This is a genomic window from Caulobacter sp. GW821-FHT09H08, assembly GCF_059415885.1.
On sequence record NZ_JBWKOC010000002.1, the window covers coordinates 620,156 to 639,259 of the forward strand.

The 19,104-nt window shown below is 68.0% G+C and carries 18 protein-coding genes; 10 read left to right on the plus strand and 8 right to left on the minus strand.

The genetic code is table 11. The features are described 5' to 3' along the window. Positions 1-4 precede the first annotated feature (4 nt). The 4 genes from AC07NN_RS07910 to AC07NN_RS07925 all read left to right on the plus strand — a co-directional run bounded on the left by AC07NN_RS07910 (position 5) and on the right by AC07NN_RS07925 (position 4,469). Positions 5-2,683, plus strand: a complete 2,679-nt coding sequence (locus AC07NN_RS07910; RefSeq protein ID WP_494639271.1) for a nitrate reductase — start codon at positions 5-7, stop codon at positions 2,681-2,683. Then, positions 2,673-3,443 (plus strand): uroporphyrinogen-III C-methyltransferase, encoded by a 771-nt coding sequence (cobA, locus tag AC07NN_RS07915; protein ID WP_494639273.1) that lies wholly within the window; start codon positions 2,673-2,675, stop codon positions 3,441-3,443. Before AC07NN_RS07910 ends, cobA begins: the two co-directional genes overlap by 11 nt. Before the next feature lie 83 nt (positions 3,444-3,526). After that, the gene (locus AC07NN_RS07920) at positions 3,527-3,937 is read left to right on the plus strand and encodes a GFA family protein (RefSeq protein WP_494639275.1); all 411 of its coding nucleotides are present in this window, start codon (positions 3,527-3,529) and stop codon (positions 3,935-3,937) included. A 10-nt stretch (positions 3,938-3,947) separates the two neighbouring features. Then, positions 3,948-4,469: a YdeI/OmpD-associated family protein gene (locus AC07NN_RS07925; RefSeq protein ID WP_494639277.1), complete on the plus strand. Its 522-nt coding sequence runs from the start codon at positions 3,948-3,950 to the stop codon at positions 4,467-4,469. On the opposite strand, the gene metC is transcribed toward AC07NN_RS07925, so the two are convergent. Further along, a complete protein-coding gene (gene metC / locus AC07NN_RS07930; protein WP_494639279.1) occupies positions 4,466-5,620 on the minus strand; it encodes a cystathionine beta-lyase in 1,155 nt (384 codons plus the stop codon). The two genes, AC07NN_RS07925 and metC, sit on opposite strands and share 4 nt — an antisense overlap. A gap of 75 nt (positions 5,621-5,695) precedes the next feature. Here metC and AC07NN_RS07935 point away from each other — a divergent pair, with 75 nt between their 5' ends. Further along, positions 5,696-6,778, plus strand: a complete 1,083-nt coding sequence (locus AC07NN_RS07935; protein WP_494639281.1) for an amino acid ABC transporter substrate-binding protein — start codon at positions 5,696-5,698, stop codon at positions 6,776-6,778. Here the strand turns inward: AC07NN_RS07935 and sseA are convergent. The 5 genes from sseA to AC07NN_RS07960 form a co-directional block, all read right to left on the minus strand. Beyond that, entirely contained in the window at positions 6,775-7,632 is an 858-nt protein-coding gene (sseA, locus tag AC07NN_RS07940; RefSeq protein WP_494639284.1) for a 3-mercaptopyruvate sulfurtransferase, read from the minus strand. The genes AC07NN_RS07935 and sseA overlap by 4 nt on opposite strands. Before the next feature lie 35 nt (positions 7,633-7,667). Then, a complete protein-coding gene (locus AC07NN_RS07945; RefSeq protein WP_494639286.1) occupies positions 7,668-8,666 on the minus strand; it encodes a cysteine synthase A in 999 nt (332 codons plus the stop codon). Positions 8,667-8,787: 121 nt separating this feature from the next. Then, positions 8,788-9,069 carry a hypothetical protein gene (locus AC07NN_RS07950; protein ID WP_494639288.1) on the minus strand — a complete coding sequence of 94 codons (282 nt, stop codon included), beginning with the start codon at positions 9,067-9,069 and terminating at the stop codon, positions 8,788-8,790. A gap of 4 nt (positions 9,070-9,073) precedes the next feature. After that, positions 9,074-10,303: a class I SAM-dependent methyltransferase gene (locus AC07NN_RS07955; RefSeq protein WP_494639290.1), complete on the minus strand. Its 1,230-nt coding sequence runs from the start codon at positions 10,301-10,303 to the stop codon at positions 9,074-9,076. A gap of 55 nt (positions 10,304-10,358) precedes the next feature. Then, positions 10,359-11,798: a cryptochrome/photolyase family protein gene (locus tag AC07NN_RS07960; protein ID WP_494639293.1), complete on the minus strand. Its 1,440-nt coding sequence runs from the start codon at positions 11,796-11,798 to the stop codon at positions 10,359-10,361. Between the two features lie 58 nt (positions 11,799-11,856). Here AC07NN_RS07960 and kdsA point away from each other — a divergent pair, with 58 nt between their 5' ends. The 5 genes from kdsA (at position 11,857) to AC07NN_RS07985 (ending at position 17,712) form a co-directional block, all read left to right on the plus strand. After that, positions 11,857-12,723 carry a 3-deoxy-8-phosphooctulonate synthase gene (kdsA, locus tag AC07NN_RS07965; protein ID WP_494639295.1) on the plus strand — a complete coding sequence of 289 codons (867 nt, stop codon included), beginning with the start codon at positions 11,857-11,859 and terminating at the stop codon, positions 12,721-12,723. Position 12,724: 1 nt separating this feature from the next. Beyond that, on the plus strand, positions 12,725-13,726 hold the full coding sequence (rfaD, locus tag AC07NN_RS07970) for an ADP-glyceromanno-heptose 6-epimerase (RefSeq protein WP_494639297.1): 1,002 nt from the start codon (positions 12,725-12,727) through the stop codon (positions 13,724-13,726). A 99-nt stretch (positions 13,727-13,825) separates the two neighbouring features. After that, positions 13,826-15,292: an OB-fold domain-containing protein gene (locus tag AC07NN_RS07975; protein WP_494639299.1), complete on the plus strand. Its 1,467-nt coding sequence runs from the start codon at positions 13,826-13,828 to the stop codon at positions 15,290-15,292. Positions 15,293-15,303: 11 nt separating this feature from the next. Then, the gene (locus AC07NN_RS07980) at positions 15,304-16,506 is read left to right on the plus strand and encodes an acetyl-CoA acetyltransferase (RefSeq protein ID WP_494639302.1); all 1,203 of its coding nucleotides are present in this window, start codon (positions 15,304-15,306) and stop codon (positions 16,504-16,506) included. Between the two features lie 45 nt (positions 16,507-16,551). After that, on the plus strand, positions 16,552-17,712 hold the full coding sequence (locus tag AC07NN_RS07985; protein ID WP_494639304.1) for a DUF3089 domain-containing protein: 1,161 nt from the start codon (positions 16,552-16,554) through the stop codon (positions 17,710-17,712). On the opposite strand, the gene AC07NN_RS07990 is transcribed toward AC07NN_RS07985, so the two are convergent. Further along, entirely contained in the window at positions 17,668-18,057 is a 390-nt protein-coding gene (locus AC07NN_RS07990) for a DUF6285 domain-containing protein (protein ID WP_494639307.1), read from the minus strand. The genes AC07NN_RS07985 and AC07NN_RS07990 overlap by 45 nt on opposite strands. Continuing rightward, positions 18,054-19,019: a phosphotransferase family protein gene (locus tag AC07NN_RS07995; protein WP_494639309.1), complete on the minus strand. Its 966-nt coding sequence runs from the start codon at positions 19,017-19,019 to the stop codon at positions 18,054-18,056. The genes AC07NN_RS07990 and AC07NN_RS07995 overlap by 4 nt, the downstream gene beginning before the upstream one ends. Between the last annotated feature and the right edge of the window lie 85 nt (positions 19,020-19,104).

Consider the following 19,104-nt stretch of genomic DNA (forward strand, 5'->3'; position numbering starts at 1 on the left):
CCGCATGGCCGACGGTTCCGCAGCCCTGAAGACCGTCAAGACGACCTGCGCCTATTGCGGCGTCGGCTGCGGCGTGACGGGCGTGGTCGGGGAGGGACGGTCGGTGTCGGTCGCCGGCGACGCCGTCCACCCGGCTAACCTCGGTCGGCTGTGCTCCAAGGGCTCGGCGCTTGGCGCGACGGTCAGTCTGCAGGGCCGGCTGCTGGAGCCGACGATCAACGGCAAGGTCGCGTCCTGGATCGAGGCCACCACCCTGGTGGCCAAGCGCTTCAAGGACACCATCGCCCGCTATGGCCGCGACAGCGTCGCCTTCTACGTCTCGGGCCAGCTGCTGACCGAGGACTACTACGTCGCCAACAAGCTGATGAAGGGCTTCATCGGCTCCGGCAATATCGACACCAACAGCCGCCTCTGCATGGCCTCGGCCGTGGCCGCCCACAAGCAGGCCTTTGGCGCCGACCTGGTGCCGGGCTGCTATGAGGACCTCGACGTCGCCGATCTGGTGGTGTTCAGCGGGCACAACGCCGCCTGGACCCATCCAGTGCTCTTCCGCCGTATGGAGGCGGCCAAGGCGCGCGGCCAGAAGCACGTGGTCATCGACCCGCGCCGCACTGACACGGCCGAGGGCGCGGACCTGCACCTGGCCATCGCCCCGCAGAGCGACGTGCGGCTGTGGAACGGTCTGCTGGCCGATCTCATCCGGCGCGGTGCGATCGATCGCGACTACATCGCCGAGCACGTGAACGGTTTCGATCAAGTCATTGCCGCGCTTCTGGAAATGGATCAGTCCTTGAGCGCGGTCGCCGCCGATTGCGGTGTGGCGATCGAGGATCTCCAGACCTTCTACGACCTGTTCGCGGCTCATGAGCGCACGGTCAGCCTGTTCTCGATGGGTGCCAACCAGTCGGCCCAGGGCGTGGCCAAGGGCCTGTCGATCATCAACGCCCACCTAGCCACCGGCCGGATCGGCAAGCCGGGCGCCTGTCCGTTCTCGATCACCGGCCAGCCCAATGCGATGGGCGGACGCGAAACCGGCGGCATGGCCAATACCCTGGCCGGTCACATGGACTTCGCACCCGAGGATCGGGACCGTGTCGCCCGCTTCTGGGGCGCGCCCGACACCGCGCGCGCGCCGGGCCTGAAGGCGGTCGAGATGTTCGAGGCGGTCCGCGACGGGCGGATCAAGGCGATCTGGGTGATGGCCACCAACCCCGCCGTCAGCCTGCCCGACAGTGGCGCGATCCGTGATGCGCTGGCCAAGTGCCCGTTCGTCGTGGTCTCCGACTGCGTCGAGACCGACACCACCGCCTTCGCCGACGTCAAGCTGCCGGCCCTGGGGTGGGGCGAGAAGGACGGCACGGTCACCAATTCCGAGCGCCGTATCTCGCGCCAGCGGGCCTTGTTTCCAGCGCCGGGCAACGCGCGCGCCGACTGGAAGATCATGGCCGATGTCGCCACGGCGATGGGCTATGGCGGCTTCGGTTGGGCCAACAACGCCGGCGTCTTCCGAGAATGGGCCCGCCTGACGGCCTACGAGAACGAAGGCCGGCTACTGAACCTGTCCGGTATTTCAACTTTGACGCCAGAGGCTTACAGCGAACTTCTGCCGATTCAATGGCCAGTGAAGGCTGACGGCAGGGGCACGCCGCGCCTGTTCGTCGATGGACGCTTCCAGACCCCCGACGGCCGCGCTCGCGCGGTTCCTGTCAAGCCGCGCGGACCGGCCGAGGCGGTGGGCGCGGCCTATCCGATGTCGTTGAACACCGGCCGCATCCGCGACCAGTGGCACACCATGACCCGTACCGGCCTGGCGCCGGATCTCTGCCGTCACGCACCCGAGCCGTTCGTCGAGGTGCATCCCGACGACGCCAAGGCGCAGGGGTTGAGGGAAGGCGCCCTGGCGCGGGTGATCACCGCGCGCGGCGAGGCGGTCGCGGTAGCCAAGCTCACGGACCGCCAGCGGCGTGGCGGGCTGTTCATGCCCATGCACTGGACCGACGCCTTCGCGCCGTCCGGCCGGGCCAATGCTCTGGTGGCGCCGAACCTCGATCCCACCTCCGGCCAGCCGGAATTCAAGCATACGCCCGCTCGTGTCCGCGCCTATCGCGAGACCTGGAAGGGCTTTTTTCTCGCGCGATGCGGCCTGGCCGCTCCCGCTGGCCTGGATCTCATCTGGCGGCGGATCCCCCAGGACGCCTGCCAGCAACATGAATTCGCGGGCCGGGGCGACGTCGCCGAGCGCGACGCCCTTCGCAAGGTCCTGACCAAGGGTCTGGCGGGCGAACTCGTCAGCTACGAGGACGCCGCCAGTGGCTCGCGCCGGCAGGCCTGGATCGAGGATGGGCGGCTGGTCGCCGTGCTGTTCACGACGGTCGAAGGCCGTCTGCCGCCGCGCGACTGGCTGGCTGAACTGTTCGGCGTCCCCCTGACCGCCGAGGCCCGCGCGGCCTTGCTGTTCGGCCGTGCGCCGGGCGCGCAGGGCGACAAGGGGCCGATGGTCTGCGCCTGCCTGAAGGTCGGCGCCAAGGCTGTCGAGGCCTCCATCGCCGCCGGAGCCTGTACGCCGGACGCCGTCGGCGCGGCCACGGGCGCGGGGACCAATTGTGGGTCCTGTCGCCCCGAGATCGCTCGAATGATCAAGGCCTTGGCCGTGACTTCTAAGGAGCCTGCCCATGTCGGTTGAGAACAAGTTCGGCAAGGTGATGCTGGTCGGCGCCGGCCCCGGTCCGGTGGACCTGATGACCGTCCGCGCCTTCCGCGCCGTCGAGAGCGCCCAGGCGCTACTCTACGACGCTCTGTGCTCGGAGGAGGCCATCGCCCTGGCCCCGCCCGGCTGCGTGCGCATCCAGACCGGCAAGCGCGCCGGCAAGCCCAGCATGAAGCAGGACGAGATCAACCGCCTGATGCTGCGCTTGGCCCGCAAGGGCCTGAAGGTCGTTCGTCTCAAGGGCGGCGATCCGTCGATCTTCGGTCGCGTGGGCGAGGAGGCGGCATTCCTGAATGGCTTTGGCGTCGAGACCGAGGTCGTGCCCGGCGTCACCGCCGCCTGCGCCGCCGCCGCCCAGTTCGGCTTCCCCCTGACCCATCGTGGCGAGGCCCGCCGCGTGGTCTTCACCACCGCGCGCCTGGAAGCCGGCAAGCTGTCGGGCGACTGGAGCGCCGCCGCCGATCCCGAAGCGACCCTGGCCGTCTATATGGGCGGCGACGTGGCCGGTGATCTCGCCCAGCGGATGATCGACGCGGGCCGCCCCGCCGACACCCCGGCCGTCGCGGTCGAGAAGGCTGGTGGCGCGGATGCCAGGCTCTACCGGGCGACCCTGGCCACCCTGGCCGAGCGCGTCGAGGAGGCCGGCGATGGCCCGCTGCTGATCGTGGTCGGCGAGGTCGCCGCCCAGGCCCACGCGGTGGCCGAGATCGTCGAGCAATCGCGCCGGACGGCCTGACAAAAGTTCAATACTGACAGCAGGGTGTCAGTAGGCTTCCTCTAGAACGGCGTTCAACAAACGCTCATCGAGAGGGAAGCCCGATGCTGAAGACCTATACCGGCAGCTGCCACTGCGGCGCGGTCCGCTACGAAGCGGACATCGACCTGGAAGCCGGCACGGGCCGTTGCAACTGCTCGATCTGCAAGAAGGCCCGCAGCTGGGGCGCGCTCATCAAGCCGGACGCCTTCCGGCTGCTGGCGGGCGAGGATCGTCTGGGCGAGTACAAGTTCGGCACGATGAGCGGCAATCACCAGTTCTGCACGACCTGCGGCGTCCGCACGTTCGGCCAAGGCTATGTCGAGCAGATCGGCGGGGCGTTCGTCTCGATCCAGGTCGCCACCCTGGACGACGCGACGATCGAAGAGCTGGCCGCCGCGCCGATCAACTACGGCAATGGCCGCGACAATCTCTGGTGGGAGCAGCCGTCGGAGGCCGAGAAGCGCTATCTGTAGGGATCGCGCGATGACCAGCCTTCGCTTCAGAGCGACGATCGAGATCAACGGCATCAATCCGTTCGTGCCGGTCGACGCCGAGCAGGCCGCACGCCTGCGCGAAGGCTGGCGCAAGCCGATGCCGGTGCTGGTCCAGATCAACGGCGCCCCGGCCGAGCCGTGGCGGATCAACATGATCCCACGCGGCGATGGCGGTTTTTTCCTCTACCTGCATGGCATCGTCCGCGAGGCGGCGGCCGGCGTCGGGGTGGGCGATACGGTCGAGGTGTCGGTCGCCTTCGACGAGGCCTATCGCGGCGGCCCGGCCGATCCGATGCCGGAGGCCTTCGCCGCGGGGCTGAAGCGGAACAAGGCCGCCGCCAAGGCCTGGGAAGCGCTGACGCCGAGCCTTCAGAAGGAAGCCCTGCGCCGCTTCGCCAGCGTCAAGTCCGACGCAGCCAAGGCTCGCAACATAGAGGCCGCCCTGGCTGTGCTGGGCGGCGCCGAGGGGCGGTTCATGGCCCGCGACTGGAAGGCCGGCGCGGTCGTCTAGCCCGCGCGCAAGGCGTCGAAGCCCCGATCCAGGTCGACTTTCAGGTCGTCGATGCTCTCCAGCCCGATATGCAGACGCAGCAGCGGGCCTTCCAGCTTCACCGGCACGGACCGGTTCTTCAGCTGCGGATCGCAGTGGATGGCCAGGCTCTCATAGCCGCCCCACGAGAAGCCCAGGCCGAACAGCTTCAGCTCGTCCAGGAAGGCGTGGACGGCGCGCTGTGAGCAGTCCTTCAGCACCACGCCGAACAGGCCGCAGGCGCCGGTGAAGTCGCGCTTCCACAGGGCGTGGCCTGGATCGCCGGGCAGGGCGGGGTGCAGGATGCGCGACACCTCGGGGCGGTCCTGCAGCCAGCGGGCGATCTCCAGGCCGTTCTCCTGGTGGCGCGGCAGGCGGGTGGACAAGGTCCGCAGGCCCCGCAGCATGGTGTAGGCGTCATCCGGGGATACCGACCAGCCGATGTCCCACATGGCGTTGCCCAGCTCGTTGCCGATGTCGACGTCCATGGTCGTGGCCGAACCCATGAAGCAGTCCGAATGGCCGCCGACATACTTGGTCAGGGCCTGGACGCTGATGGTCACCCCGTGCGCCAGCGGCTTGAAATAGAAGCCGGCCGCCCAGGTGTTGTCGATCAGGGTAATGATGCCCCGTTCATTGGCCGCCTTGGCGATGGCCGGGATGTCCTGCATCTCGAAGGTCAGGGAGCCCGGCGCCTCCAGCAGGATCATCCGGGTCTTCGGCGTCGCCAGGGCGAGCAGCGCTTCGGGCGTGAGGGCTGGGTCGTAGTAGGTGGTCTTGACGTTGAAGCGGGTCAGCACCCGGTCGCAGAACCGGCGCGTGGGCTTGTAGGCGCTGTCGACCACCAGGATCTCGTCACCGGCCTTCAGCACCGCCAGCATCGCGCCGGTGATCGCCGCCAGGCCCGACGGATAGAGGGTGACGTCCGGCGAGCCCTCCAGCTCGGCCAATGCCCGCTGCAGGGCGGCGGGCGAGGAGAGGCCGGTGATGCCGTAGGTGATCTGGTCGTCGTCATACAGTGACGCCGCATTGGGCAGCAGCACCGTCGAGCCGCGCTGGATCGGCGGATTGACGGTCCGCGCCAGCGCAGTCGGTTCGGAGCCTGTACGGATCAGGCGGGTTTCTTCGTCCATCGGAGTACTCTTCGGCGACGCGGTGCGACGGTTGTGGTTTAAGGCCACCCGCGCGCGGTTCAAGGGAGCGATCGGGTGTCGGTGCGATTTGGCGTGATGATCTTGTCGATGCTGGCCCTGACGGCCTGCGATCGACGCGCGCCTGACGCTGAGCCAAAGCCCGTCGAGGCGACCGCGCCGCTCAAGCTCAAGCCCGCCGCGCCGAGCCCCACCCTGAAGGCGATTAAGGCGCGGGGCGAATTGCGCTGTGGCGTCAATCCCGAGCTGCCAGGCTTCGCCTTCCAGGACAACAGTGGGCGCTGGCGCGGGTTCAATGTCGACTTCTGCCGCGCCCTGGCCGCCGCCGTGCTGGGCAAGGCCGACAGGGTGATTTTCGTGCCGCTGGGCAACGAGGAGCGGATCACGGCGCTGCGGACCGGAAAGGTCGACGTCCTCTACCGCAACACCTCCTGGACCTTCTCGCGCGACGCCGGCGACCAGTTGGACATGGCGGCGGTCTCCTACTTCGACGGCCAGGGCTTCCTGGTCCGCCGCAGTCTGAACCTGACCAGCGCGGTCGAGCTGAACACGGCCAAGATCTGCGTCCAGAGCAACGCCACCTCAGCCCAGAACCTAGAAGACTTCTTCCGCTCGCGCGGCATCGCCTACACCGCCATGGTGTTCGACAGCGAGGACCAGGCGCGAGCGGCCTATCAGGCCGAGAAGTGCGACGCCTTTACGGCGGACATCTCGGCCCTGGCGGCGGCCCGGACGTTGATGAGCGCGCCCGGCGACCACGTGATCCTGCCGGACGCCATCTCCAAGGAACCGCTGGGGCCGTTTGTGCGCCAGGACGACCCGGCCTGGACCGATATCGTCCGCTGGACGCTCTACGCCCTGATCCTGGCCGAGGAGCACGGGGTGACCAAGGCCAATGCCAAGGAGATGAAGACCGGCGCCGATCCCGAGGCCCGGCGACTGCTAGGCGAGGGCGGCTATGGCGCCATGCTGGGCCTGGACGCCGACTGGGCCTATCGCGCGATCACGACGGCCGGGAACTACGGCGAGACCTTCGACCGCGATGTCGGGGGTGGTTCGGCGCTCAAGCTGGATCGTGGCCTGAACGCGCTGTGGAACGCGCCCAAGCCGGGTCTGCTGTACGCGCCGCCTCTACGCTAGACGGCCGGCCCCGTCGCCACCGGCGTGTCCGCCAGGCCGCCCCATTCCGTCCACGAGCCGTCGTAGACCGCCGAGCGGGGCTTGCCCATGCGGGCCAGCGCGAGCGCGACGACCGAGGCAGTGATGCCCGAGCCGCAGGTCGAGGCGATCGGTTTTTCGATGTCGACGCCGGCGGCCTCGAACACGATCTTCAGCTTGTCGGCCGACAGCAGCGTGCCGTCCGGTGCGATCATGGCCGACAGTGGGATGTTGCGGGCGCCGGGCATGTGGCCGCCACGCAGGCCGGCGCGGGGTTCGGGATCTCGGCCTTCGAAACGGCCGGCGGCGCGGGCGTCGATGATCTGCTCGCGGCCGGTCTCGACGATCTCGCGCATCTGCTCCAGCGAGCGGTAGATGTCGGCCTGATAGCGCGGCGTGAAGTGGCGTTCCTGCGGGGAGGTTGGGCCGTCCTCGATGGCGCGGCCCTCGGCGATCCACTTGGGCAGGCCGCCGTCCAGCACCACTACGTCCTCGTGGCCCATGGCGCGGAAGTGCCACCAGGCGCGGGCGGCTGGCAGGATGCCGATGCTGTCGTAGACGACGATCCGCGAGCCGTCGCCCAGGCCCAGCTTTTTGGCGCGGGAGGCGAACTTGGTCGCCGTCGGGATCATGTGCGGCAGGTCCGAGGTCTCGTCGGAGATGTCGTCGATGTCGAAGAACACCGCGCCGGGGATGTGGGCGACCAGAAACTCCGCGCCAGGATCGCGCTGAGCGGCCGGCATGTGCCACGAGGCGTCGACCACCCGCACGTCAGGCGCATCGAGATGCTCGGCCAGCCAGGCGGTGGAGACCAGCGGATCGGACGGAGTGCTCATGGAACGCCTCTTCGGAATCTGACTCGCCGGCGACCTTACATCCAAGGCGGCGTCGGCAGCCCCTTTTCCTTCAGGAAGTCGGGATTGAAGAGCTTGGATTGATAGCGCGAACCATGGTCGCACAGGATGGTCACGATGGTGTGGCCGGGCCCCAATTCCTTGGCCAGCTTGATCGCGCCGGCGACGTTGATGCCGGTCGAGCCGCCCATGCAAAGGCCCTCGTGCTGGACGAGGTCGAAGATCACCTCGACCATCTCCTGGTCGTCCACGCGGAAGGGGAAGTCGATCTTGAGGTTCTCGAGATTGGCCGTGACTCGGCCCTGGCCGATGCCTTCGCTGATCGAGGTTCCTTCGGACTTCAGCTCGCCGTCCTTGTACCAGCTGTAGAGCGCCGCGCTGTAGGGGTCGGCCAAGCCGATCTTCACGTCCGGATTGCGCTCGCGCAGGGCCGCGGCCACGCCGGCCAGGGTGCCGCCCGAGCCGACCGCGCAGATGAAGCCGTCGACCTTGCCGCCGGTCTGCTCGAAGATTTCCGGGCCCGTGGTCTTGTAGTGGGCGTCACGATTGGCGGTGTTGTCGAACTGGTTGGCCCAAATCGCGCCATTGGGTTCGGTCTTGGCCAGTTCCTCGGCAAGGCGGCCGGAGTAGCGGACGTAGTTGTCGGGATTGGAATAGGGGACGGCGTCCACCTCGACCAGCTCGGCGCCGAGCAGGCGGATGGCGTCCTTCTTCTCCTGGCTCTGGGTGCGCGGGATAACGATCGTCGTCTTGTAGCCCAGCGCTGAGGCGACCATCGCCAGGCCGATGCCGGTGTTGCCGGCCGTGCCCTCGACGATGCGACCACCGGGCTTCAGCAGGCCCTTGGCCTCGGCGTCTCGGATGATGTGGAGGGCGGCGCGGTCCTTGACCGACTGGCCGGGGTTCATGAACTCGGCCTTGCCCAGGATCTCGCAGCCCGTGGCCTCGCTGGCGCGGTTCAAGCGGATCAGGGGAGTATTGCCGATGGCGTCCAGGACGCTGGTCTTCACAGTCATGATCTTGGTCCGGCCGGGCAGGTCTTGAGCGCCTTAGATCGTGACGTACACCCGACAGGCAAGGCCAGTTTTCCTAAAAGCCCGAACGGCGGCGTCAGGGATCGCGAAGGCGCGGTCGCGATCAGTCGATCCGCTGGGTGATGATCACGTTCAGTAGCGCCAGATTGCCCGCCACCGTGGTCGCCGCGCACCAGGCGCCGTGCAGGCCCTCGACCTCGACCAGGCGGTTCTCGACCGCGTCGATCATGATGCCCTCAGCGACGTTGGAGGAGATCTCGCCGAGCAGTTGCTCCTCCTGGAGCTCGTTGCACCAGGCGGTGACCGCGTCGACCTCGGTCGCGGCGTCGAACTGGCTGATATAGGTGCCGCCGTGGAAGTCGAGGACCATGGTGTAGAGGTTCATCGCCCTAGCTCCTGCTGAGGCCCAGTTGGATCACGTTGGTCCGTTCCGTTCGGAAGCCGGCCTCGCAATAGCTGAGATAAAACCGCCACAGCCGCCGGAACCGCTCGTCGAAGCCATCCTTGCGGATGTCGCTCCAGGCGCCTTCGAAACGGCGCGCCCATTCGGCCAGGGTGTCCGCATAGTTCTGGCCGAAGCGCTTGAGGTCGCTCCACTCCAGGCCCGCGCGCTCGGTTTCTTCTTTCAGCCGCGCCTCGCTGGGCAGCATGCCGCCCGGGAAGATGTAGCGCTGGATGAAGTCGGTGCGACCGCGATAGCGACCGAAGAGCTCGTCGCGGATGGTGATGATCTGCAGGCCCGCACGGCCGCCGGGCTTCAGCACGTCGCGAATCTTTTCGAAGTAGGTGGGCCAGTAAGCCTCGCCCACCGCCTCGAACATCTCGATGGAGGCCACGGCGTCGAACTGGCCCTGGATGTCGCGATAGTCGATCAGCTGGATGTCGGCCTTCTCGGCCAGGCCCTGGTCGAACAGGCGCTTCCTGGCGAAGTCGTACTGGGCCTGGGAGATGGTGATGCCGGTGACCCTGGCTCCGGCCTCCTTGGCCGCGAACTCCGCGAAGCCGCCCCAGCCGCAACCGATCTCCAGCACGTGCTTGCCGGGCGTGAGACCGATCGTTCGGGCCAAGGCCGCATACTTGGCGTGTTGGGCGTCGGGCAGTGGCTGGTTCGGCCGCTCATAGAGGGCGGAGGAGTAGGTCATGCTGGGGTCCAGCCAACGCGAATAGAAGGCGTTGCCCAGGTCGTAGTGAGCATGGATGTTCTTCCTCGCGCCTTCGCGACTGTTGCGATGGATCAGGTGGTGGATGCCGTTGATTGCTCGCATGATTGGGTTGCCGGAGAGCAGGCTGGAGAGCTTGTCGAAGTTCAGCGAGAAGGCCTCCAGCACCGCCGACAGGTCCGGGGTTTCCCATTCGCCGGCCATGAAGCCCTCGGCGAAACCGATGACGCCCGACGAGAAGGCGCGGCGCATGAAGTTATAGTCGTTGATCAGCACGACCGCGTCGGGTCCCGGCTTGCCGCCCGCGAACCTCAGCGCCTTGCTGGTGGGCAGGATCCAGGTGACCGAGCCGGTATCCCAGTTGGTCGCCACCACGCGGAGGGCGGCGCGGAACGCCGTCGGCGCGTCCTTGAGGTCGGGATCGTTCCAGAGCGCAGTATCCAAGGCAGGGCCTCGCATCCGGGTGACGCAAGAATTAGCGCCGTTAACAGCCGGACCGTAAAGCCCCGTCTGGTCAGAGGCTGCGATAGGCCTCCATCGCCCGTTCCCGGGCCCGGGCGTGGTCGACGATCGGTCGTGCATAGAGACGTTTGGCTTCCGCCGGCAGATGCAAGGCCCGCTCCCACGGCTTGTGGATAAATTCGTCGGGAACGCCGCCCAGTTCGGGGACCCAGCGCCGGACATAGACGCCGCGCGGATCGAACTTCTCGCCCTGGGCGATGGGATTGAAGATGCGGAAATAGGGCGAGGCGTCGGCGCCGCTGCCGGCCACCCACTGCCAGTTGCCGACGTTGTTGGGCAGGTCCGCATCGACCAGCGTGTCCCAGAACCAGGCCTCGCCCTCGCGCCAATCGACCAGCAGGTGCTTGATCAGGAACGAGGCGACGATCATCCGCACCCGATTGTGCATGAAGCCGGTGACCCACAACTCGCGCATGCCGGCATCGACAATGGGATAGCCCGTCTCGCCCTTGGTCCAGGCCTCGAAGGCGGCGTGGTCCCGGGCCCATGGGAAGGCGTCGAACTCCGGCTTGAAGTTCTTGGTCGGCAGTTCCGGCCAGTGGAACAGGATCGAGTGGTTGAATTCGCGCCAGCCGACCTCGGATAGGAACTTCTCGATCTCGCCGGCGGGGGCGTCGCCATGCTCGCCAGCGTTGCGGGCGGCCAGCCAGACCTGGCGCGGACCGATCTCGCCGAAGTGCAGGTGCGGCGACAGGCCGGAGGTCGCCTCCACGCCGGGGATGTCGCGCTTCTCGCCATAGCCGTCGACCGGGCCGGTCAGGAAGTCGTCCAGCCTCTCCAGCGCGCCGGCCTCACCGGGTGTCCAGAGGTCGAAGCCCTTGGACCAGTCGGGTTTGGTCGGATGCAGGTTCCAGCCCGCCAGGCTTTCGCTGTGGGGGAAATGGTCGGGTGATTTCAGTGACTTCGGCGCGGGTTCTACGACGACATGGGTCAGCTGCTCACGCGCCGCCCGCCAGTAGGGCGTGAAGACCTTGTAGGGTTGCTTGGCGCCGTTCTGGACCGTCCAGGGCTCGTTCAGCAGGCCGGCGTTGAAGCTCTGGCAATCGACGCCGGCGTCCTTGAGGCGGGCCTTGATCGCGGTGTCGCGGTCGATCGAGGCCTTGTCGTAGAGGCGGTTCCACAGCACGCAGGTCGCGCCCGTGTGCTCCAGAACGTCGTCCAACACGTCGGCCGCCAAGCCCTTGCGCAGCACCAGCTTATTACCAAGCTTCTCAAGGCTTTCGCCCAGGCTCTTCAGCGACTTGTCCAGCCACCACAGCGAGGCCGCGCCCATCGGCCGGACGCCCGGCGTCTCGTCGAGGATGTAGAGCGGGACCACCGGACGCCCGCTTTCCGCGGCATGGCGCAGGGCCGGATTGTCGGCTAAGCGCAGGTCGTTGCGGAACCAGACGATGATCGGGTCCTGGTCGCTCTGTGTCCGCACTTGCTTCACCCCGCCCGAAAGGTCACCTCTTGGGCGCCTGAAATCCCTGTCCGCCGGAAGAGTTGCCTTGAGTCAGCCGAAAGCCGTAGCCCCCAACGCCGTCGTCGAGGTCAAGACGCCGACCGGCGCGCCCGTCCGCATCGGCAACGGCGAGAAGCTCTCGATCATCGCCGGCCCCTGCCAGATGGAAAGCCGCCAGCACGCGCTGGAAACGGCCCATGCGCTGAAGGAGATGGCGGATCGGCTTGGCGTCGGCCTGATCTACAAGACCTCCTACGACAAGGCCAACCGCACCTCGGCCAGCGCCCAGCGCGGCATCGGCCTGAAGGACAGCCTGCCGATCTTCCAGGAGATCCGCGAGGCCTCTGGTCTGCCGACCCTGACCGACGTGCACGAGATCCACCATTGCGCGCCGGTAGCCGAGGCCGTCGACGTCATCCAGATCCCGGCCTTCCTGTGCCGCCAGACCGACCTGCTGGTCGCCGCCGCCGAGACGGGCCGGGCGATCAACATCAAGAAGGGCCAGTTCCTGGCCCCCTGGGACATGAAGAACGTCATCGCCAAGGTGACCGGCGCGGGCAATCCCAACGTCATGGCCTGCGAGCGCGGCGCCTCGTTCGGTTACAACACCCTGGTCAGCGACATGCGATCCCTGCCGATCATGCGCGAGATCGGCTGCCCGGTCGTGTTCGACGCTACCCATAGCGTCCAGCAGCCGGGCGGGCAGGGAACCTCGTCGGGCGGCCAGCGCCAGTTCGTGCCGACCCTGGCCCGCGCTGCGGTGGCCGTCGGCGTGGCCTGCGTCTTCATCGAGACCCATCCCGACCCCGACAACGCCCCGTCGGACGGTCCCAACATGGTGCCGATGAGCCAGTTCGAGGCCTTGGTCGCGAACCTGCTCGAATACGACGCCCTGACCAAGCGAGCCGCCTGATATGACCCGACGCATCGTTCTCGTCACCGGCGGCGCGGGCTTCATCGGCTCCAACGTCGTCGCGCGGCTCTGTGAAGACCCGACCCTCGACGTCGTCGTCTGCGATCGTCTGCGCGATGCGGCCAGCGGCAAGTGGCGCAACATCGCCAAACACCCGATCGCCGACTTCGTCGCGCCGGAGCAACTGACCGACTGGTTGGCGCGCAAGGGCAAGGACGTCGAACTGGTCGTCCACATGGGCGCGGTGTCCTCGACGACCGAACAGGACGCGGACAAGATCGTGCAGTCCAACTTCGTGCTGTCGCGCGACCTGTGGGACTGGTGCGCCGAGCACGGCAAGCGGCTGATCTACGCCTCGTCGGCCGCGACCTATGGCGACGGAACCCTGGGGTTCGAGGGCAAGGACGACCTGGGTTCGCTGCACGCCCTGCGGCCGCTGAACGCCTATGGCTGGTCCAAGGCCCTGTTCGACATCTACGCCGTGCGCGAGGCCCATCGCGGCCACGCCCCGGCCCAGTGGGCGGGGCTGAAGTTCTTCAACGTCTATGGCCCCAACGAGGACCACAAGGCCGGCATGAAGTCGGTCGTGGCCCAGATCTGGCCGCGCATCGCCGCCGGCGAGGGCGTGAAGCTCTTCAAGTCGCACCATCCGGACTACGAGGATGGCGGCCAGCTGCGCGACTTCGTCTATGTCCGCGATGTGGTCGACGTGATCGCCTGGCTGGCCAAGAGCTCGGCGGTGAACGGGATCTTCAACCTGGGCTCGGGCCACGCCCGCTCGTTCCGCGACCTGGCCGAAGCGACGTTCCGGGCGGTGAACCGCGAGCCGGACATCTCGTACATCGACATGCCGGAGGTGCTGCGCGGCAAGTACCAGTACTACACCCAGGCCGACATGAGCCGCCTGCGGGCCGCCGGCTACAACGCGCCGATGACCGCGCTGGAGGACGGCGTCGCCGACTACGTGGCGGGCTATCTGAACACGGAAGACCCTTTCCGCTAAGGCCTGGGCGCTGACGTCAGGGCACGGTTGCCGTCCATTTCCGCGAGCGTAAGCTGAACGCCGATAAGTCGGGTCCACCCGACAGGCAGGGAGCGTGAAATGGCCGGCATCGCCGCCTGGGGAGCATACGCGCCCCGTCTTCGTCTGAGCCGCAAGGCCGTGACCGAGGCCAATGCCTGGGTCGCCCCGAACCTGAAGGCCAAGGGCAAGGGCGAGCGGTCCATGGCCAACTGGGACGAGGACGCCCTGACCATGGCGGTCGAGGCGGCCCGCGACGCCCTGGGTCCCGACGACGACCGCTCCCAGATCGACAGCCTCTATTTCGCCTCTACGACCGCGCCGTTCGCCGATCGGCTGAACGCGGGCATCGTCTCGGCGGCCCTGACCCTTGAGAAGTCGATCACCGCCAGCGATGTCACCGGCTCGCAACGCTGCGGCCTGACGGCCCTTGGCCAGGCCCTGGCGGCAGGCGGGACCTCGCTGGTGGCGGTCGGCGAGCATCGCAGGGCCCGCGCGGTTTCGGCCCAGGAGCTGGACTTCGGCGACGGCGCGGCGGCGTTCGTGGTCTCCGGCGGCCCCGGCGCGGCCGAGTTGCTGGGGCGCGGCAGTGTCACTGACGACTTCGTCGACCACTTCCGCGGCGATGACGGCGGTTTCGACTATTACTGGGAAGAGCGCTGGATCCGCGATGAGGGCATCGTCAAGCTTGTCCCGCCGGCGATCCGCAAGGCCCTTGAAGTCGCCGGACTAAGCGCCTCCGACGTCGATCATTTCTGCTTCCCATCGACCTTCACCGGCATGGCCGCGACCCTGGCCAACTCCGTCGGCATCAAGCCCGAGGCCGTCCGCGACAACCTCGCCGCCGTGATGGGGGAGGCCGGCTGCGCGCACGGGCCGATCATGCTGGCCCATGCCCTGGAGCAGGCCAAGGCCGGTGAAGTGATCCTGGTCGCTCAGTTCGGCCAGGGCGCCGAGGCCCTGGTCTTCCGCGCTACTGGACAGGGCCAACGCCCCGCGCGCGGCGTCACCGGCTCGCTGGCCGATCGTCAGGAAGAGACCAACTACCTGAAGTTCCTGACCTTCAACGGCCTGGTCGAGTGGGACAAGGGCATGCGGGCCGAGAAGGACAACAAGACGGCCCTGACCACGCTGTATCGCAACGAGGACATGATCCTGGGCCTGGTCGGCGGCCGCTGCCGCGAGACCGGCGTCGTCCAGTTCCCGCGCACCCGCATCTCCGTTGCGCCCAACAACCCCGCCGTCGACACCCAGGAGCCGTACCGCTTCGCCGAGCGGAGGGCCTCGGTGCTCAGCTACTCGGCCGACCACCTGACCTTCTCCATGGCCCCGCCTAACCACTACGGCATGATCGTGTTCGAGGGCGGCGGGCGGATCATGATGGACATCACCGACGTCGCGCCGGGCGACGTCGAGACCGGCCTGCCGGTGCGGATGGTGTTCCGCATCAAGGAGGTCGACGAGAAGCGCGGCTTCGTCCGCTACTTCTGGAAGGCCACGCCCGACCGCGCCGCCATTTCCGCCAACACCGCTCAAGCCGCCGAATAGGGAGACCGATCATGCCGCAGGGTATCCGGGATAAGGTCGCTATCCTCGGGATGGGCTGTTCGAAGTTCGGCGAGCGCTGGGACGCCGGCCCCGACGACCTGATGGTCGAGGCCTATCTGGAGGCCATGCGGGACGCCGGCATCGATCAGACCCAGCTGGACGCGGCCTGGTTCTCGACGCACATCGACGAGATCGGCTCGGGCAAGGGCGGCACGCCGCTGTCGATCGCCCTGCGCCTGCCCAACATCGCCGTCACCCGGGTCGAGAACTTCTGCGCCTCGGGCTCGGAAGCCTTCCGGGGCGCGGTCTACGCCGTAGCGGCTGGCGCGGCCGATATCGCCCTGGCCGTCGGTGTCGAGAAGCTGAAGGACACCGGCTATGGCGGGCTGCCGGTCGCCAATCCCGGCACACTCGGCCCGCAGGTCATGCCCAACGGCTCGGCTCCCGGCAACTTCGCCCAGCTGGCCAGCGCCTACCGCGCCAAGCACGGCGTCTCCAAGGACGACCTGAAGCGCGCCATCGCCCATGTCTCGGTCAAGAGCCACGCCAATGGCGCCAAGAACCCCAAGGCTCACCTTCGCAAGCCGATCACCGCCGAACAGGCCCTGAACGCCCCAATGATCGCCGAGCCATTGGGCCTGTTCGACTGCTGCGGCGTCTCGGACGGCGCGGCGGCGGCCATCGTCACCACGCCCGAGATCGCCCGCAGCCTCGGCAAGCACGACCTCGTCACCGTTAAGGCCCTGCAGCTGTCGGTCTCAAATGGCTACGAGAGCCAGTACAATGGCTGGGACGGCAGCCATTTCCACACCGCTCGCATCGCCGCCGGCAAGGCTTACCGCGAGGCGGGCATCGAGCGCCCGCGCGAGCAGATCTCGATGATGGAGGTGCACGACTGCTTCTCGGTCACCGAGTTGGTGACGATGGAGGACCTGTTCATCTCACCCGAGGGCCAGGGATGGCGCGACGTGCTGGACGGCTTCTACGACGCCGACGGCGGGGTGCCGTGCCAGATCGATGGCGGCCTCAAGTGCTTCGGCCACCCGATCGGCGCTTCGGGCCTGCGGATGCTCTACGAGATGTACCTGCAGCTCCAGGGCCGCGCCGGCGAGCGCCAGCTCTCGAACCCGGTCTTCGGCATGACCCACAACCTGGGTGGCGCGCCGGCCAGCAACGTCTGTTCCGTGGCGATCATCGGTCAGGAAGGCGCCTAAGAAAGGGGATTAAAGCGGATCAGGCCTTGGTGTACCGAAGGTCGCATGGGTCAGTTCAAAGGCTTCAAGCGCTGGATCTTCACGGGCGTCGTGCTGTTCCTGGCGCTGATCCTGTCGGCCGCCTTCATCTGGCGCTACGACATCCTCAGCAACGCGCTGGATCCCAAGATCCCGTTCCTGACCTACCACCCGCCGCCCGCGCCGGACTATGGCAAGCGGGACTCGTGGGCGCTGCTGCCTAGGGACCCCGAAGGCGTCGCGCCGGCGGACCATCCGGTCGACGTCTTTTTCGTCCATCCGACCACCTTCGACGGCGGGCGCGACTGGAATGGCGGCATCGACCAGCCCAAGGCCCAGCGGTTCCTGTCGCGGGTGGTGATCCCGAACTATGCGGGGCCGTTCGACCGCGTCGGCCGCGTGTTCGCGCCGCGCTATCGCCAGGCCAGCCTCTACACCTATCTGACCCTGCGCGACGACGCCCGCGAGGCGCGGCGGTTCGCCTATGGCGATGTGAAGCAGGCCTTCGCCGCCTTCCTGGTCCGCTACAACCACGACCGGCCGTTCATCATCGTCGGCGTGGAGCAGGGGGGCTCCCTTGCCGCGCGGTTGCTGCGCGAGGAAATCGCCACCAAGCCCGAGCTCAAGCGCCGCCTGGTCGCTGTCTATCTGATCGAGACGCCGGTCCCCGCCGACGAGTACGCTTCCGACGCGCCGACGCCCGCCTGCGATCGCAAAGGCGAGACAGGCTGCGTCGCCGCCTGGATCTCGGTCCCGGAGGGCGACTTCCAGGGCGCTCAGGCGGTGATGGGGCGCTCGTTGGTCTGGGACGCGGCCGACCAGCTGGTCAATCTGGAGCGCCGTGCGCCACTTTGTTTCAACCCTCTGCTGGGCGGCGTCTCGCTGGAGAAGGCGCCGGCCCGGCTGAACCTGGGCGCAGCCAACGCCACCGGCCTGGAATGGGGCGCCCGGCCGGCGTTTCTGCAGCGGCAGGTGGCGGCGCGGTGCGAGGAAGGCGTCCTGCGCACCAGCAAGCCGAAGTCGAGCTCGCTGCGCGACACCGGTTCTTGGGCCGACCGGCGCAAGGTCGACGCCTACAACCTGTTCTATGCCGACCTGGAGGCCGACGCCCAGGCGCGGGTCGTCGACATGACCGGTCGTCCCCTAGCCGCCGCGCCCGTGGTGACCGGCGCCGAGCAAGGCCGCTAGCCCGCCGTAGGTGGGCTGGTCGATGGCGACCTGGCCGATGGCCGTGGCGCGCAGGTGGGCCAGCACGATCGGGTCCAGCGGATCAAGCCGCCCGTCGCGCAGGTCTTCGCAGAGTTCGGCGTTGAGCGCGGCGTAGTCGCCGCTCTTACCGAGCAGGGCCTGCAATCGTGCGATCGCTTCCGCCTCGAGGCGGGCGCTGTGCTCGGCCTCGCGGGCCAGGGTGGCGCGGGCGTTGTCGGTCACGCGGGCGAGGAAGGCATGGCGAGCATCGCCGGGCGCAGCGATCTCGGCCTCGAACGCGGCGACGGCCTCTGACAACTCGGCGGCGGTCGGATGGCTGATCATGCGGCCTCCATCAGGGCGACGAGGTCGATCTCGGTCTCGCTGGTCCGCCGGCCGATCATGGCGCGCTCGATGGAGCGGTCAGCGCCCGTGGCGAAGCTCTGGTACATCATCAGGCACATGACGCCCCATTTCAGCGAGCCGAGCGCCTGCCAGAACCGCACGCGCTCCAGCGTGACGCCGTTTCCATAACCGGCCAGCAGGTCCGCATATTCGCCGAAACCGCCGACAGGCTTCTTCCAGTCGCCGAAACGCCAGGAGTTGACGCAGATCCAGCCAAGGTCCTCGGCCGGGTCACCCAGATGAGCCAGCTCCCAGTCCAGAACGCCGACCAGGCCTTGCTCCGGATGGATCATCAGATTGCCGTTCCGGAAGTCGCCGTGGACCAGGACGGGCCGCTCAGGCGGGGAGGGCGCGGCGCGCTCCAGCCAGCGGAAAGCGGCCTCCAGGATCGGCCGGCGCGCGCCCAGCTCGCGATAGATCGCCTCGTAGCGCGCCAGCTCGCCGCGCGCGTCGGAGGTCGCCAGCGGCGGCAGGCCCCCGGTCGGAACGGCGTGGATGCGCGCCAAGACCTCGCCGCACCGTCGCGCAAGGCCGGGCCGCACGCCGGCGAAGGCCTCGTCGCGGACGATCCGGCGACCCAGGGTCTCGCCCTCCAGGCGGCGCATGACATAGGCCTCGCCGAGGCCGTCGTCGGGCGCGCAGACATGAACCACGCTGGGCGCCGGCGCACCGCCCTGATCGGCGGCGCGTATCAGGGCGGCCTCGGAGGCCAAGGGCAGGGCCGTCTCGCGCATCGCCGCGCCGTCGGGCCGACGACGCAGGATCAGCGGCGCGCCGTCATCCAGGTCGAAGGCCCAGGTCTCCAGGCTGGCGCCGCCCGACAGGCGGCGAGCGTTCGCCGCTCCAGTCGCGGTCGGCGACAGGCGCGGGGCGAGGCGATCAAGGGCGGCGACGACGTCCATGGCGAGAGCTTCCAACCCTCACCCAGCGTCATGCAAGGCCCTCCAACCTTTACGGCGAGCCCGGCGCGCCTTACGCAAAGAGGGC

Coding starts and splice junctions, on each gene's coding strand:
- AC07NN_RS07995 (WP_494639309.1), bottom strand. CDS start 19,019: ATGGACGTCGTCGCCGCCCTTGATCGCCTCGCCCCGCGCCTGTCGCCG.
- AC07NN_RS07910 (WP_494639271.1), top strand. CDS start 5: ATGGCCGACGGTTCCGCAGCCCTGAAGACCGTCAAGACGACCTGCGCC.
- sseA (WP_494639284.1), bottom strand. CDS start 7,632: ATGAGCACTCCGTCCGATCCGCTGGTCTCCACCGCCTGGCTGGCCGAG.
- AC07NN_RS07955 (WP_494639290.1), bottom strand. CDS start 10,303: ATGCGAGGCCCTGCCTTGGATACTGCGCTCTGGAACGATCCCGACCTC.
- rfaD (WP_494639297.1), top strand. CDS start 12,725: ATGACCCGACGCATCGTTCTCGTCACCGGCGGCGCGGGCTTCATCGGC.
- AC07NN_RS07990 (WP_494639307.1), bottom strand. CDS start 18,057: ATGATCAGCCATCCGACCGCCGCCGAGTTGTCAGAGGCCGTCGCCGCG.
- AC07NN_RS07975 (WP_494639299.1), top strand. CDS start 13,826: ATGGCCGGCATCGCCGCCTGGGGAGCATACGCGCCCCGTCTTCGTCTG.
- AC07NN_RS07985 (WP_494639304.1), top strand. CDS start 16,552: ATGGGTCAGTTCAAAGGCTTCAAGCGCTGGATCTTCACGGGCGTCGTG.
- AC07NN_RS07980 (WP_494639302.1), top strand. CDS start 15,304: ATGCCGCAGGGTATCCGGGATAAGGTCGCTATCCTCGGGATGGGCTGT.
- cobA (WP_494639273.1), top strand. CDS start 2,673: ATGTCGGTTGAGAACAAGTTCGGCAAGGTGATGCTGGTCGGCGCCGGC.
- metC (WP_494639279.1), bottom strand. CDS start 5,620: ATGGACGAAGAAACCCGCCTGATCCGTACAGGCTCCGAACCGACTGCG.
- AC07NN_RS07945 (WP_494639286.1), bottom strand. CDS start 8,666: ATGACTGTGAAGACCAGCGTCCTGGACGCCATCGGCAATACTCCCCTG.
- AC07NN_RS07920 (WP_494639275.1), top strand. CDS start 3,527: ATGCTGAAGACCTATACCGGCAGCTGCCACTGCGGCGCGGTCCGCTAC.
- AC07NN_RS07950 (WP_494639288.1), bottom strand. CDS start 9,069: ATGAACCTCTACACCATGGTCCTCGACTTCCACGGCGGCACCTATATC.
- AC07NN_RS07925 (WP_494639277.1), top strand. CDS start 3,948: ATGACCAGCCTTCGCTTCAGAGCGACGATCGAGATCAACGGCATCAAT.